Annotated in this window: 14 protein-coding genes; 3 read left to right on the top strand and 11 right to left on the bottom strand. The window is 73.1% G+C overall.

From position 1 onward, the window contains the following. Window positions 1–4: 4 nt before the first annotated feature. The 8 genes from ACIQHQ_RS09850 to ACIQHQ_RS09815 form a co-directional block, all read right to left on the bottom strand. Window positions 5–715 carry a phosphoadenylyl-sulfate reductase gene (locus ACIQHQ_RS09850; RefSeq protein ID WP_402611278.1) on the bottom strand — a complete coding sequence of 237 codons (711 nt, stop codon included), beginning with the start codon at window positions 713–715 and terminating at the stop codon, window positions 5–7. Further along, window positions 712–900: a hypothetical protein gene (locus ACIQHQ_RS09845; RefSeq protein ID WP_031133932.1), complete on the bottom strand. Its 189-nt coding sequence runs from the start codon at window positions 898–900 to the stop codon at window positions 712–714. The genes ACIQHQ_RS09850 and ACIQHQ_RS09845 overlap by 4 nt, the downstream gene beginning before the upstream one ends. Beyond that, window positions 897–2,594 carry a nitrite/sulfite reductase gene (locus tag ACIQHQ_RS09840; RefSeq protein WP_402611276.1) on the bottom strand — a complete coding sequence of 566 codons (1,698 nt, stop codon included), beginning with the start codon at window positions 2,592–2,594 and terminating at the stop codon, window positions 897–899. The genes ACIQHQ_RS09845 and ACIQHQ_RS09840 overlap by 4 nt, the downstream gene beginning before the upstream one ends. Before the next feature lie 180 nt (window positions 2,595–2,774). Beyond that, window positions 2,775–2,858, bottom strand: a complete 84-nt coding sequence (locus ACIQHQ_RS09835) for a putative leader peptide (protein ID WP_311241247.1) — start codon at window positions 2,856–2,858, stop codon at window positions 2,775–2,777. Window positions 2,859–2,984: 126 nt separating this feature from the next. Then, complete coding sequence (locus ACIQHQ_RS09830) at window positions 2,985–3,557, bottom strand: GNAT family N-acetyltransferase (protein WP_402611274.1); 573 nt, start codon at window positions 3,555–3,557, stop codon at window positions 2,985–2,987. 67 nt (window positions 3,558–3,624) lie between these two features. Next, on the bottom strand, window positions 3,625–4,935 hold the full coding sequence (locus ACIQHQ_RS09825) for a hypothetical protein (RefSeq protein ID WP_402611272.1): 1,311 nt from the start codon (window positions 4,933–4,935) through the stop codon (window positions 3,625–3,627). A 175-nt stretch (window positions 4,936–5,110) separates the two neighbouring features. Then, on the bottom strand, window positions 5,111–6,388 hold the full coding sequence (locus ACIQHQ_RS09820) for a GAF domain-containing protein (RefSeq protein ID WP_402611270.1): 1,278 nt from the start codon (window positions 6,386–6,388) through the stop codon (window positions 5,111–5,113). Between the two features lie 262 nt (window positions 6,389–6,650). After that, window positions 6,651–8,285 carry an acyl-CoA dehydrogenase family protein gene (locus ACIQHQ_RS09815; protein WP_402611268.1) on the bottom strand — a complete coding sequence of 545 codons (1,635 nt, stop codon included), beginning with the start codon at window positions 8,283–8,285 and terminating at the stop codon, window positions 6,651–6,653. 110 nt (window positions 8,286–8,395) lie between these two features. Between ACIQHQ_RS09815 and ACIQHQ_RS09810 the strand changes: the two genes are divergently transcribed. Next, window positions 8,396–9,577 carry a YihY/virulence factor BrkB family protein gene (locus ACIQHQ_RS09810; protein ID WP_402611266.1) on the top strand — a complete coding sequence of 394 codons (1,182 nt, stop codon included), beginning with the start codon at window positions 8,396–8,398 and terminating at the stop codon, window positions 9,575–9,577. Between the two features lie 12 nt (window positions 9,578–9,589). Here the strand turns inward: ACIQHQ_RS09810 and ACIQHQ_RS09805 are convergent, their stop codons facing one another. Next, window positions 9,590–10,459: an NmrA family transcriptional regulator gene (locus ACIQHQ_RS09805; protein ID WP_402611264.1), complete on the bottom strand. Its 870-nt coding sequence runs from the start codon at window positions 10,457–10,459 to the stop codon at window positions 9,590–9,592. Window positions 10,460–10,627: 168 nt separating this feature from the next. On the opposite strand from ACIQHQ_RS09805, the gene ACIQHQ_RS09800 reads away from it, so the two are divergent. Both ACIQHQ_RS09800 and ACIQHQ_RS09795 read left to right on the top strand, forming a co-directional pair. Next, window positions 10,628–11,512, top strand: coding sequence for an AraC family transcriptional regulator (locus tag ACIQHQ_RS09800; RefSeq protein WP_402611634.1), 885 nt, complete (start codon window positions 10,628–10,630; stop codon window positions 11,510–11,512). A 108-nt stretch (window positions 11,513–11,620) separates the two neighbouring features. Further along, complete coding sequence (locus ACIQHQ_RS09795; RefSeq protein WP_402611262.1) at window positions 11,621–12,322, top strand: helix-turn-helix domain-containing protein; 702 nt, start codon at window positions 11,621–11,623, stop codon at window positions 12,320–12,322. Here the strand turns inward: ACIQHQ_RS09795 and ACIQHQ_RS09790 are convergent. Further along, window positions 12,290–12,694: a VOC family protein gene (locus tag ACIQHQ_RS09790; RefSeq protein WP_402611260.1), complete on the bottom strand. Its 405-nt coding sequence runs from the start codon at window positions 12,692–12,694 to the stop codon at window positions 12,290–12,292. The two genes, ACIQHQ_RS09795 and ACIQHQ_RS09790, sit on opposite strands and share 33 nt — an antisense overlap. Before the next feature lie 328 nt (window positions 12,695–13,022). Next, window positions 13,023–14,066 carry a LacI family DNA-binding transcriptional regulator gene (locus ACIQHQ_RS09785; protein ID WP_402611258.1) on the bottom strand — a complete coding sequence of 348 codons (1,044 nt, stop codon included), beginning with the start codon at window positions 14,064–14,066 and terminating at the stop codon, window positions 13,023–13,025. Between the last annotated feature and the right edge of the window lie 569 nt (window positions 14,067–14,635).

Here is a 14,635-nt window from a genome sequence, read left to right as displayed (position 1 = left end):
GTCGTCATCCGTGCAGCCCGCACTCGGTCTTGCCGCGGCCCGCCCAGCGGCCGGCGCGCGCGTCCTCGCCCTGAAGGACCCGGCGGGTGCAGGGGGCGCAGCCGACGGAGGCGTAGCCGTCCATCAGCAGGGGGTTCGTCAGGACGCCGTGCTCGGTGACGTACGCGTCCACGTCGTCCTGGGTCCAGCGGGCGATGGGCGAGATCTTGACCTTCTGCCGCTTCTCGTCCCATCCGACCACCGGAGTGTTCGCCCGGGTCGGTGACTCGTCGCGGCGCAGACCGGTCGCCCAGGCCCGGTAGTCCTTCAGGCCCTGCTCCAGCGGCTGCACCTTGCGCAGCTTGCAGCACAGGTCGGGGTCGCGGTCGTGCAGCCTCGGGCCGTACTGGGCGTCCTGCTCGGCGACCGTCTGAACCGGGGTGAGCGTGATGAGGTTGACGTCCATCACGGCCTCGACCGCGTCGCGGGTGCCGATGGTCTCCTCGAAGTGGTAACCGGTGTCGAGGAAGACCACGTCGACGCCGGGCATGGCGCGGGCGGCGAGGTGGGCGACCACCGCGTCCTCCATCGAGGAGGTCACGCAGAAGCGCTTGCCGAACGTCTCGGCCGCCCACTGGAGGATCTCCAGCGCGGAGGCGTCCTCCAGATCACGGCCCGCCCGCTCGGCGAGCTGCTTCAGTTCCTCGGCGGTGCGCATGTCCTGAACGGTCGTCATATCTGTGCCCCTCCGGAATCGGATCGCTTCAGCCCCTGGGCCAGCAGCCCGAGGAACTTCAGCGAGAAGGCCCGGCTGCACGCCGCGCATTCCCACGCGCCGTGCCTGCCTTCGGCGGCCTCGCTCGGACGCAGGTCCTCGTCGCCGCAGTAGGGGCAGTAGAACGGTGCCGCCCGCTCGCTCACGACAGGGCCTCCTCGCTGGCCCGCGACGCCCACGCGGCGAACCGCTCGCCGTCCTCGCGCTCGGCCTGGAACCGCTTCAGGACGCGCTCGACGTAGTCCGGGAGTTCCTCGGAGGTGACCTTCAGGCCGCGCACCTTGCGGCCGAAGCCGGCCTCCAGGCCCAGGGCGCCGCCCAGGTGCACCTGGTAGCCCTCGACCTGCTCGCCCTGGTCGTTGAGCATGAGCTGGCCCTTGAGACCGATGTCCGCCACCTGGATACGGGCGCAGGCGTTCGGGCAGCCGTTGAGGTTGATGGTGAGCGGCTCGTCGAAGTCCGGCAGACGGCGCTCCAGTTCGTCGATCAGCTGCGAACCGCGCTGCTTGGTCTCGACGATGGCGAGCTTGCAGAACTCGATGCCGGTGCAGGCCATGGTGCCGCGCCGGAAGGAGGAGGGCCGGGCGGTGAGGTCGAGCGCCTCCAGGGCCTCGACGAGCGAGTCGACCTGGTTCTCCTCGACGTCGAGGACGATCATCTTCTGCTCGACGGTGGTGCGCACCCGGCCCGAGCCGTGCGCTTCCGCGAGGTCGGCGATCTTGGTGATCGTCGCGCCGTCGACGCGTCCGACGCGCGGCGCGAAGCCGACGTAGAACCGGCCGTCCTTCTGCCGGTGGACGCCGATGTGGTCGCGCCACAGCTGGGACGGCTGTTCCGGGGCGGGACCGTCCACCAGCTTGCGCTTCAGGTACTCGTCCTCCAGCACCTGCCGGAACTTCTCCGGCCCCCAGTCGGCGACGAGGAACTTCAGGCGGGCGCGGGTGCGCAGCCGACGGTAGCCGTAGTCACGGAAGATCGAGATGACGCCTTCGTAGACGTCCGGGACGTCGTCGATCGACACCCAGGTGCCCAGCCGCACGCCCAGCTTCGGGTTGGTGGACAGGCCGCCGCCGACCCACACGTCGAAGCCGGGGCCGTGCTCGGGGTGGACGACACCGACGAACGCGACGTCGTTGATCTCGTGCACCACGTCCAGCACCGGCGAACCCGAGATGGCCGTCTTGAACTTGCGGGGGAGGTTCGAGTACGCCGGGTTGTTCAGGACGCGGCGCTTCATCTCCTCCAGCGCCGGGGTGGCGTCGATGATCTCGTCCTCGGCGATGCCCGCCACCGGCGAGCCGATCATCACACGCGGGGTGTCGCCGCAGGCGGTGACCGTCGACAGGCCCACGCCCTCCAGCCGGTTCCAGATCTCGGGCACGTCCTCGATGCGGATCCAGTGGTACTGGACGTTCTGCCGGTCCGTGATGTCGGCGGTGCCGCGCGCGAACTCCTGCGAGATCTCACCGATGACGCGCAGCTGCCGCGTGGTCAGCGCCCCGCCGTCGATCCGGACGCGCAGCATGAAGTACTCGTCGTCCAGCTCCTCCGGCTCCAGAATGGCCGTCTTGCCCCCGTCGATGCCGGGCTTGCGCTGGGTGTACAGCCCCCACCAGCGCATGCGGCCGCGCAGATCGTTCGGGTCGATCGAGTCGAAGCCCCGCTTGGAGTAGATCGTCTCAATGCGTGTCCGCACATTGAGACCGTCGTCGTCCTTCTTGAACTGCTCGTTGCCGTTCAGCGGGGTGAAGTGCCCCGCGGCCCACTGGCCTTCACCGCGGTGACGGCTCACCTTGCGGCGGGGAGTCGCGGCGGCAGGCTTCTGCGGGGTGGCGGCCATGGTTGATACGTCCTTCGGACAGGCAATGGGCAGGGGGCGGCGCGCGGCGCCGTCGTTGAGGGGTGGCGGTCGGGTGACGGGAGGGAGGCGCTGACCTGCGCGTGCGCGCACGGGCATACGTGCGCGTCATTGCGCGGGAAAGGGGGAGAAGCAGGGGAGCCGGGCGCGGGCTGAGTACGCTCAGTGCGCCGGACAGATGGCGCTGGACATGCGGCCGAGGTCGACGTGCCGCCGACTCACCAAGGCAATTCCAGTTCCGGACATGACGGAAGCGTGTCACGGCGATCTGGACACAGTCCAGCTTCGTCCAAAATGCGGACACCCTTGTCTCGCACAGCAAGACAAGGGTGTCGTGAGTCACATCGGGCGCCCCCGCCGTGTCCGTCCAGGTCAGACGGGGAACGCTCCAGGCCACGGTCCCGGAGCGGCGGCCTCCGCCTCCTGCTCGACCTTGGTGTCGAACAGCTTGAAGCCCCGCCGCCGGTAGTTGTCCATCGCGTGCTCGCCGTCCTTGCTGCAGGTGTGCAGCCAGACCCGCTTCGTCGGCGCCAGACCCGCCCAGCGGTCCGCGAGGTCCCAGGCCCGGGCCGTGCCGTACGACAGCAGGTGCCCGCCGATGCGCCGGCCCCGGAAGGAGGGCAGCAGCCCGAAGTAGACGATCTCCACGACGGCCTCGTCCTGCGCCTCCAGCTCCACGTACCCCGCGGGCGTGCCCCGGTCGTACGCCACCCACGTCTCCACGCCGGGCCGCTCCAGGTGCTCCACCCACCGCGCGTACGACCAGCCGAGCCGGTCCGTCCAGAGGATGTCGCCGCCCACCGACGCGTACAGGTACCGGCTGAACTCGGGCGAGGGCACCTCGGAGCGGACGACCCGGACGTCCCCGTCCGGCGCGGCGCTCGGCAGCAGGTCGGTCGGGGCGGTCTGCTCCAGGGACCAAGTGGTCACGGCGATGGTGGTCATACGGGTCAGACAATCATCCGCCCCGCCGGTCTGTCGATCGGCCCGGTGTCTTCGTGAGCGGCGCCCGTCAGTCCAGCGCCCGGTCGACCGACGCCAGCGGCAGCGCGAACAGCGTCCGCCCCGACTGGGACCAGACCTCGCCGGTCTCCTCCCAGTACGACAGGGAACCGGACCGGCCGCTCCAGCAGTGCCGTGTCTCGTCCGTCCCGCACTCCGTCGCCCGCGCGCCCTCCGTGTCCTGGCGCCACAGCGTTCCGTGACCGCCCGGGCCTCCCGCCGCGCGGTCCAGATACCAGCCCGAGCGGTAGGCCAGGACCCCCCGCACATCGGTCGCCTTCGTCTCGTACGCCTCGACCGGGGCGGCCCGTCCGGAAAGGTCCGTGCTGAGCAGGCCCGAGCGGGCCGGGTCCCGGCTCAGCGCGTAGCGCCACAGCCGGGTGCGCCGGTCCCCGTCCGCGGGTACCCACTCGCTCGCGACCAGAGTGTCGGGGGAGGTGCTGCGGTCCAGGGAGACGGTGGCCGGGCGGGACACGTCGTCACCGCCGGGCAGGGTGTACGAGGCCACGGCGGGCAGCACGTACCGGTAGCCGTGCGCCGCCCAGCCGCCCCGGACCCGGCCGACCGCGTCGGACTCGACGGTGGCGCGCTGGATGCGGTCCATGTCGTACACGTACAGCGCGTCCCGGTCGCGCTCTCGGGTCGTCACCAGCAGCTTGTCCTGGTACCAGACCATGCCGGACAGGGGGGAGACGAGCCCCCGGTAGTCCTGCCCGCCGTCCACCGGGACGGCCAGCAGGGCCCAGGTGTAGCGCAGCCGGGCGGGGTCGTTCGCGTCCACGAAGGCGACCTTGGCCAGGCCCTGCCCGGGAGCCGGGCCGTCCATGGACCCGCCCTCGGCGGCGCCGCGGGTCCAGCCGGAGAGGATCACGCGGTTGCCGCCCCAGCGGCCGTCGTCGTCCGCGTCGCCGGAGGTGGTGACCGCGCCGGCCCGCCAGCCCCGGGTGTCGGAGCCGCCGAAGCAGTACGCGCGTGTGGCCGCCGGCTCCACCGGCAGGCTGTGCTTCTCGGCCGTCGAGCAGTGGGCCGCGTCCCGCAAGAAGAGGTCGGCATCCTCCAGCACCGCACCGACGCCCACGGGCCGGCCCATCTTCGACGCGAGCCGGTCCAGCCACCTTCCGGGCACCCGGTGCTCGGCCAGCGGCAGTCGCCCGCCCTCGTCGTGCGCGACCGGCTTGAGCGCCCCGGGAGCATCGGCGACGGTGGCCTGCGAGGCGCTGATCAGGGTGGCGGCGGCGGTGAGCGCGAGGGCCGTCCCGGCCAGTGTCGCGCGCAGCGCCCTGCCCCGCCTGCGCCGCCGGTGTCTGCCGCGATGCTTCATAACGTCCTCCCGAGACGGACCAACTGCGCCTGGTGATCCGTACGTTGACGGAGGAGCAGGTGGGGTGGCCCGTAGAGGGATGCTACGGCAGGTAAGCGGTGCGGGGGACGAAGACCCTGGAATTATGCGAAAGATGCAACCCTCGGGGCGGCTTGTGAGGCACGCGCAGTGAACCTCAGGGCGTTGATGCGGACCCCTGCCGCCTGTTCACCGCCGGTGCGGTCGAGTGCGGCAGCAGATCCCGCGGGTCGTCCGGAAGCAGCACCTCCACCTCGGCGTCCTCCGCGAACCGGTACGGCCGGTGCTCCAGCAACGCCCCCAGATACCGCCGCACCCGCGACATCTCGGCACGCACCGTCACCGTGCGGGCCGGGTCGCCGAACACGTCCCCGGCCAGGCCCGAGGCGCTGCGGCCCGAGCGGTGGACGGCGAGGAGGTACAGCAACTCCGCGTGCCGTGGGCTGAGTTCCCTGGTCCAGGGGCCCGCCCCGCCGTGCACCTCCACCGACCAGTGCCGCGCCTGCCTGAGGTCCAGCACGATCCGGGCCGGGCCGCGGGGCACCGGCTCATCGGCCGCCACCGAGAGCAGCCAGCCCCCGGCCAGCGGCTCCACGGAGCACAGCCCGAGCGCGGGCAGCCATCTCGGGCCCGGCGACAGCGACTTCGGCAGGGCCACACGCCGCACGTACGGCATGCCGCCGACCGCGGCGGTCCAGCCGTCCGGGTCGACGGCCAGGGCACGGCCGCCGGCCCGGGCCAGTACCGGCGCCGCCACCGCCCGCAGCCGCTCCAGCGACTCCACGTGCATCTCCCGCAGCCGCGCCTCGGCCAGCTTGGCCACCGAGGCCACCCAGGCGAGCGTGGCCGGATGCATCGTCTCCAGCGGCCCGCTCACGTCCACCACACCGAGCAGCCGGCCGTCCCGCGGATCCGTCAGGGGAGCACCCGCGCAGGTCCACCCGGCCTGGGAGCGCACGAAGTGCTCGGACGCGAACACCTGCACCGGCCGGCGCACCACCGCCGGGGTGCCCACGCCGTTCGTGCCGACGACCTCCTCACGCCAGTCCGCGCCGAGTTCGAAGCCAAGCCCGTCGGCCTTGCGCAGCACCGGCGGACTGCCCTCGCGCCACAGCACCCGGCCGTCCTCGTCGGCCACCACCATGATGTGGTGGGCGATGTCCGCGGCCGCCAGCAGCCCCTCCCGCAGCACCGGCAGTACATGGCGCAACACCGACGTCTCGCGCCGCCGCTGCACCTCCTCGCGGGACAGCAAATCCGCCCGGAAGCCGTGCTCCGGGTCGACGCCGCTGCGCAGCATCCGCTCCCAGGACCGCTCGATCACCGGACGCGGCGCCATCGGAGCGGGCTGCCCGGCCAGCCGGGCGGAGCGGACCTCGCTGAGGACCCGGGCCGCGCGCGAGCTGTCCACGGCGGCCAAGTGCGTGACGTCCATACGCGGTGTGCCCCCCGGGAGTCGCTTCTGACTGTCCGTTCATAGTGCCGCCTGCCCGAGGGGCGTGCGCACGGTCCGCACACAGTCAGCAGCAAGTTGCAACCCCTTGCAACCCTGGTGGCACGGTCCGGCCTTGTCCGAAACTTGAGGGACGCCGTCCCGAGCGGCGTTCAGTGGCTCGAACGGGCCAGTGCGGCGGGGGTGGTGCCGTGTCGGCGCAGCACCACCCCCGCTCTTCCCGTCCACGCGACGGCGGACCGGGTCAGGACACCGGCCGGGCCCGCTCCACCACCGACGCCAGGTCCAGCGTGTGCGGCAGTGTCCCGAAGACCGCGCCCCCGTCGGCGCCGAGCCGTCCCGCGCAGAACGCGTCGGCGACCTGCGGCGGCGCGAAACGGACCAGCAACGACCCCTGGAGCACCAGCGCGAGCCGCTCCGCCAGCCGTCGCGCCCGCCCTTCCACACCCTCCAGATCGGCGAGTTCGGTCAGCAGGTTCTTGATGGCCGCATCCAGGCGGTGATCGGCGCCGCGCGCCTGCCCGACCTCTCGCAGATACGCGTCCAGCGCCCCCGGCTCCCGCTGCAACGCCCGCAGCACGTCCAGCGCCTGGACATTGCCCGCACCCTCCCAGACGGAGTTCAGCGGCGACTCGCGTACCAGCCGCGGCATTGTGGACTCCTCCACGTACCCGTTGCCGCCGAGGCACTCCGCCGCCTCCACGGCAACGGACGGGCACCGCTTGGTCACCCAGTACTTGGCGGCCGGCACGGCGATCCGCAGCAGCGCCCGCTCCTGCTCGCCCCCGTCGTCGCAGGCCGCCGCGAGCCGCAGCGCCAGGGTCGTCGCCGCCTCCGACTCCAGCGCCAGGTCGGCCAGGACGTTGCGCATGAGCGGCTTGTCGACGAGCTTCCCGCCGAACGCCTCGCGGTACGTACAGTGGTGCACCGCCTGCGCCACGGCCTGCCGCATCAGCCCGGCCGAGCCGAGCACGCAGTCCAGCCGGGTCGCCGCGACCATCTCGATGATGGTGCGCACCCCGCGTCCCTCCTCGCCCACCCGGCGCGCCCAGGTCCCCTCGAACTCGACCTCGCCCGAGGCGTTCGACCGGTTGCCGAGCTTGTCCTTGAGCCGCTGGATCCGGAACACGTTGCGCGTGCCGTCCCCGAGCACCCGCGGCACCAGGAAACAGGTCAGTCCTCCCGGGGCCTGCGCCAGCACCAGGAAACCGTCGGACATGGGCGCCGAGCAGAACCACTTGTGCCCGGTCAGCTCGTACGTCCCGTCCTCGGCGAGCGGCCGGGCCGAGGTGGTGTTCGCCCGGACGTCGCTGCCGCCCTGCTTCTCCGTCATGCCCATGCCGAACAGGGCCCCGGCCTTGAGGTGGGCGGGCCGCAGCTCACGGTCGTAGATCATGGACGTCAGGCGCGGTTCCCACTCGGCGGCCAGGTCCGGGTCATGGCGCAGAGCGGGTACCGCCGCGTGCGTCATGGACAGCGGGCAGCCGTTGCCGGCCTCGACCTGCGTCCACACCAGGAAGGCGGCGGCCCGCCGCAGATGCCCGGCCGGCCGGCCCCACGCCGCCGTCAGACCGGCCGAGACGCCCTTGCCGAGCAGCCGGTGCCAGGAGGGGTGGAACTCGACCTCGTCGACGCGGTTGCCGTACCGGTCGTGCGTGAGCAGCCGGGGTGGGTTCTCGTTCGCCAGCCTCCCCCACTCCTGCACCTGGGCCGAGCCGGAGGTCCGGCCGAGTGCCGCCAGCTCGCCGAGGACCTCCTCGCGCAGCTCCGGGTCGAGGTGCCGGCCGACCGCGGCGGCCAGGGCCCGGTCGGCGGAGAAGACGTCGTAGCCGACCAGCGGCGGGACCTGGTTCGTCACGGTGTGGGTGCTGCCTGCCATGCTGCGAAAGTACCCCGCGGTAGCACCTTGGCACCCGGCGGACCCGGGCCGGTCCGCGAAGACCCGGCCTGTGGGTGAGTGGGGCCGGGCACGACGGATACCGTTAGGGGGTGCAGCCAGCGAGTGAAACCCCCGACACGCCCTCCGGGCGCCTCCACCGGGCGCGGGCCCTCTACCGGAACGTCTCCAAACGCAGGACCGCCTGGCTGTTGCTCAAGGACACCGTCAACTCCTGCGTCGAATACCGCATCCTGGGCCTCGCCGCCGAGGCCGCGTTCTTCACGCTGCTGTCGGTGCCTCCGCTGCTGCTGAGCATGATCGGACTGCTCGGCTACGTCGACGCCTGGACCGGCGCGGACACCATCGAGAGCCTGCAGACCAACCTCCTGGAGGCCTCCCGCACGGTCCTGTCCGACCAGGGTGTCCGCGAGATCGCCCAGCCGATCCTGCACGACGTGATGAAGGGCGGCCGGCCCGACGTCATCTCCATCGGCTTCCTGTTCGCCCTGTGGTCGGGCTCCCGCGCGGTGAACGTCTTCATCGACACCATCACCGTGATGTACGGCCTCGACGGTGTCCGGGGCATCGTCAAGACCCGCCTGATGGCGTTCCTGCTGTTCATCGTGGCCCTGCTGATCGGCTCGGTCGCGCTGCCGCTGATGGTGGCCGGGCCGGACGCGGTGGTGCGGGTCGTGCCGTGGTCGACGACGGTCGTGCAGGTCCTGTACTGGCCGGTGGTGATCCTCCTGTCGATCGCCTTCCTGACGACGCTGTACCACGTGTCCGTCCCGGTCCGTTCCCCGTGGATCGAGGACGTGCCCGGCGCGCTGGTCGCCCTCGGCATGTGGGTGCTCGGCAGCTTCCTGCTGCGGATCTACCTGACCAGCACGGTGGAGGGCCCCACGATCTACGGCTCCCTCGCCGCGCCCGTCGCCGTGCTGCTGTGGATCGGTGTGTCCGCGTTCGCCGTGCTCGTCGGGGCCGCCGTCAACGCCGCCATCGACCGGGTCTGGCCGGCCGCCGCCACCGCCGCGGCCCGCGAGGCCAACGAGCGGCTGCGGCAGGCCCAGGTCGCCGAGTACGTCGCCCGCGCCGCCGCCGCGGGCGAGGCCGATCCCGACATGCCCTCCGAGTTCCCGGAACGCTGGTCCCGCTTCCTGCCGCCGGAGGACGTGTCGGCCCGGCTGCGCACCCACGTGAAGAACTCCCATGTGAAGACCTCCCACGTGAAGAGCACCCACGTGCAGACCACCCAGGTCAACGGGGAGGGGCAGCCGCCCGGGGAGAAGTGACGGACGCCGGTCTCAGGCCTTCCAGGTCCCGGCCGCGGCCTCCTCACGCACGAAATCGCCGAAGTCCCGGGGCGCGCGGCCCAGGACCTCCCGCACCCCGCCGCAGAGGTGGGCGTTGCGACCGTCGAGGAGGGTGTCGAAGACCTCCGTCATGCCCGCCACCTCCTCCGGCGGCACACCGAACCCCACCAGCGCCTCCCCGTAGTCCCGTGTCGAGACGGCCCGGTACGTCAGCGGACGCCCCGTCGCCCCGGCGATCTCCGCCACGGCCTCCCCGAAGGTCAGCAACCGCGGCCCCGAGAGCGTGAGGGTGCGCCCCGCATACCGGTCGCCGGCCGTCAACGCGGTCACCACCACGTCCGCGATGTCCCGCACGTCGAGGAACGGCTCCCGCACCTCGCCGGCCGGGAACACCAGCTCCCCGCGCTCCCGCAGCTCCGCCACCAGCGGGCCCTCGCTGAAGTTCTGCGCGAACCACGCGGCCCGTACGACCGTCCAGTCCGCGCCCGACGCGTGCAGCGCCTCCTCGGTGGGCAGGGCCTGGTCCTCGCCGCGCGCGGACAGCAGCACCAGCCGCCGCACCCCGAGCCCGACCGCCTCCCGCGCGAGGGCGCCGACCGCCTCGGCGGCACCCGGAGCGCCGACGTCGAAGGGGTGGACGAGGTACGCCGCGTCGGCGCCGCGCAGGGCGTCCGCCCAGGTCGAGCCGTCCCACCAGTCGAAGCCGGTGGTGCGCGACGCCGCCCGCACCGTGAGCCCGGCCGCCGCCGCGGCCCGCGCCACCCGGCTGCCGGTACGTCCCGAGGCGCCCGTCACCACCACCGTCATGCCCTGTGGGTTCCGTGCCGTGCTCCGTGCCGTGTTCTCCGCCGTGTTCGTCATGCCGTCGAGTCAACTGCCGTACACCGCACGGAACCATCGCTGAACGGCTCATTCCCATACGCCCGCGTCTACGCTGGCCCCATGGACGCGCCCCCACGCTCGAACACCCTCACGCGGGGGGACCCCCTCGCAGGTCTCCTGGAGGGCCCCCGCGCGCGGGGCGCGTTCATGATCAGGGCGTGCTTCGACCCGCCGTGGGCGGTGCGCGTGGAGGACCGGGCCCCGCTCACGGTGATGCTCGTCGTCCGCGGCGAGGCCTGGATCGTGCCCGACCGGGGGGAGTGCACGCGGCTCGGTGCCGGGGACCTCGCCATCGCCCGCGGCCCCGGCCCGTACACCTGCGCCGACGCCCCGGACACGGCACCACAGGCGGTGATCCTGCCGCACCAGGAGTGCCGCTACCCCGACGGACGGCCCCTCAACGGCTCCATGGACCTGGGCGTCCGCACCTGGGGCGACCGGCTCGACGGCGCCACCGTCATGCTGATCGGCACCTATCCCCTGCAGGGCGAGATCAGCGGGCGGCTGCTGGACGCCCTGCCGCCCCTGCTCGCCCTCACGTCCGACGTGTGGGACTGCCCGCTCACGCCGTACATCACCGAGGAGATCGTCCGGGACCAACCCGGCCAGGAGGTCGTCCTCGACCGCCTGCTCGACCTGCTGGTCATCGCCGCGCTGCGGGCCTGGTTCGCACGCCCCGAGGCCGAGGCGCCGGCCTGGTACCGGGCCCTCGCCGACCCGGTCGTCGGCGGCGTGCTGCGCCTGCTCCAGGACGACCCGGCCCACCCCTGGACCGTCGCCGGGCTCGCCGCGAAGGCCGGAGTGTCCCGTGCCGCGCTGGCCCGCCGTTTCACCGGCCTCGTGGGCGAACCCCCCATGTCCTACCTCACCGGCTGGCGCCTCGCCCTGGCCGCCGACCGCCTGCGCGACTCCACCGACACCCTCGACGCGGTGGCCCGCAGGGTGGGCTACGGCAGCGCGTTCGCCCTGTCGACGGCGTTCAAGCGGGTGTACGGGGTGAGTCCGGCGGAGTACCGGGGGCGGGTGGCCTAGCGCGCCGGGCCCGGACGTGCCGCCGTGCCGCGCGTACCGGGGGCGCGAGGCAGGGTGAGGCACCGGGACCCCCGGCCGGCTCCCGTGTCGGGGCGTAGCCTGGCCCTCGTGTACGTGGAGCGGGCGTCGCGGCTGCCGGGCGCGGTCGTATGGACCAACACCCCCTCCCGGACCGGAGCGGGGCGGGTCCTGCCCGACGGGTGCATGGACCTGCTGTGGCACGACGGGCGACTGCTGGTCGCCGGGCCCGACACCCGCGCCCACCTTCCGGACGGTGCGACCGGCCCCTGGGCCGGGGTCCGTTTCCACCCGGGCACCGCCCCGGCGCTCCTGGGCGTGCCGGCGCACGAGCTGCGTGACCGGCGCGTCGCCCTCGCCGATCTGTGGCCGGCCGCGCGGGTACGGCGACTGGCCGACCGTGTGAACGCGGCCCGCGACCCGGCGAGCGGCCTGGAGGACCTGGCGCTGCGGCAGGCGGCCGGCACCGAACCCCCGGACCCGCTGCTCCGGCAGATCGTCACCGCCCTCGACGCGGGCCGTTCGGTCGCCGCCACCGCCGACGCACTGGGCGTCGGCGCCCGCCGGTTGCACCGCTGCTCGCTGTCCGCCTTCGGCTACGGCCCCAAGACCCTCGCCCGCATCCTGCGGCTGAACCGCGCCCTCGCACTGGCCCGGAGCGGTGTGCCCTTCGCGGAGACGGCCGCCCGGGCCGGTTACGCCGACCAGGCCCATCTGGCGCGGGACGTGAGGGAGTTGTCCGGTCTGCCGCTGGGGGAGCTACTCGGCCGCGCCGGCCAGCGGGGCGAATAGATCCACCCCGTTGCCGTCCGGGTCGAGCACGACGGCGTACCGCTGCCCCCAGAAGGCGTCCCACGGCGTGAGCTCGCCGTGGTACCCGGAGCCGACCAGCTCCTCGTACAGGGCGTCCACCTCCCGCGGCCCGTCGCACCGCAGGGCCAGTGAGGTCCGGCCCCCCGGGGCGGGCGGCCGCCACTCGGGCATGAAGGAGCGGACCGTCTCCTCGGTGTCGAACATCAGCCGCAGCCCGCCGGGCAGTTGGGCCTCGGCGTGCGGCTGTTCCTCGGCGCCGTCCGGGAAGGCGAACCCGAGCCGGCGGTAGAACGCGACGGAGGCGGCCATGTCGGAGACGACCAGGCCGATGGCATCGAATCGTGCAGTCATGGAGCCACCGTAGGCAGACCCGCGCAGTTCGCTCTTGAACGAATCGGACATCCCGGTCCGGCCGTGCCGGAGGCGCCGGGCCCGAGAATCCCGGTCGCCGCCCGGGCCTGCCCGGCGGCCTCGGATCCCCTTGGGTGCGGATGGTCGTGGCACCACCGACTGCTCGTCCCCACCCGACCACGTGCCGTGCCTCCCCCGGCAGTGCGTCCGGAAGCGGCCGACGGCGTTTCATGGCCGTCCCCCACCGCTCGCCGCCGCCCTCCCCGCCGGGCAACGGCCCCTCCCCACCGCATCGTTCGACGCCCGCCCGTCCCTGCCGTTCCCCCTCCTACGCGCGGGGCGCCGCCGTACTCGCCCGTTCCACCAGGCGCGTCGACAGTTCCGTGCGCGTGGACTCCGGATGATGGCCGTCCATCAGGCGCAGCAGCGACCGCAGGGCCGTCGCGGCCATCTCCGACAGCGGCTGGCGGACGGTGGTCAGGGCGGGGGAGGCCCAGCGGGCCTCGGGCAGGTCGTCGAAGCCGACCACGCTGATGTCGTCGGGAACCCTCAACCCCCTTTCGCTCAGGGCCGCGTAGACACCCAGCGCCATCCGGTCCGAGCAGACGAAGACGGCGGTCGGCGGCTCGGACAGGTCGAGGAGCTCCAGCATGCGGCGGTGGGCGACGCTCTCGTCGAAACCGGCGTGCCGGACGTACTCGGGGCGGTGCCGGACGCCGGCCGACGCGAGCGCCGAGCGGTACCCGGCGACCCGGGCGCTGCTGCACATCGTGCGGCGGGGACCGGCGATGACGGCGACCCGCTCGTGCCCCAGCGACAGCAGATGCTCCGTGGCGGTCAGACCGCCCTGCCAGTTCGCCGCCCCCACCGAGACCACGCCCTCCGGCGGTTCCTGCACCGGGTCGATCATCACGAACGGGATGCGGTGCTGCTCCAGCCACGCGTACTGCGAGTCGCTGAGCTCGGCCAGGTTGAACAGGACCCCGGAGGAGCCACGGGCGACCAGCTTGTCGAGCCAGCCGCGCTCCGGGCGGCCTACCCGGGAGCGGATCAGTGCCGCCGACACCACGACCTCCAGGCCCGCGTCGTGCGCCGCCTCCTCCGCACCGTGCAGCACCGCGCCCGACCAGGAGCTGTCCAGCGAGTGCACGACCAGATCTATCAGCCGGGGTGGCTTCGCCGCGTCGAAGCGGGGTCTGCGCACGTACCCGAGCCGGTCGAGCGCCTCGGTCACACGGCGGCGGGTCTCGGGTGCCACGTCCTCGCGGCCGTTGACCACCTTCGAGGCGGTCGGCACCGAGACACCCGCCTCGCGCGCCACGACCGCCAGGGTCGGACCGGCCGTCACGCTCGCACTCGCCGTGCGGACCATCGGGAACCCACCTCTCCGGCCCACCCGTGGGCCGTGGAAAGTTTCGACCAGCGCTGCACACGGCGGTCACGAGGTCCGGCCGGGCAGAAAGCGCTTCCTACTGTAGGTGCGGCGCAGGACGGCGGGAAGACAACTGAATTCTTTGCTTCGCGCCGGGCAAAACTTTCGAAACGCCGACAACGCCCGCAGCGGGGTGGGCAGTTCAGCCGAAACCCGGTGAAGTACGCCGTGCACGGCGCGGCCGCGAGGTCCCGGGCGTGACGCCCCGCGTCTCCCCGGTCGAAGCGCGGCCGGGAGCCGTGGTCGTCGGCAACCGCTGAACCGGCGGACCCGGCGCCCACCGCGATTCCGGTCCGTGCCGCCCGCACGGCCGGGTGCAGCCCGGGCAGGTCGTGGTGCCGGTCCGTGCCGCCCGCGCGGCCGGGACCGGCCCGGGCAGGCCGTGGTGCCGGCCCAGGACGGGCCCGGCGGTTCGCGCAGGGTGCTCCATGGCCCGGACGGTCCTCCGGGGGTGCGAGGCGGGGGCGGCGGATGCGACCGCGTCGGTACGTCGGCCTCGACCCCGGGGT

The organism is Streptomyces sp. NPDC092370 (assembly GCF_044755265.1).
Taxonomy (GTDB): Bacteria; Actinomycetota; Actinomycetes; order Streptomycetales; family Streptomycetaceae; genus Streptomyces.
The sequence above is the reverse complement of the archived record's forward strand: the minus strand, read 5'-3'. Positions and strand labels throughout refer to the sequence as shown.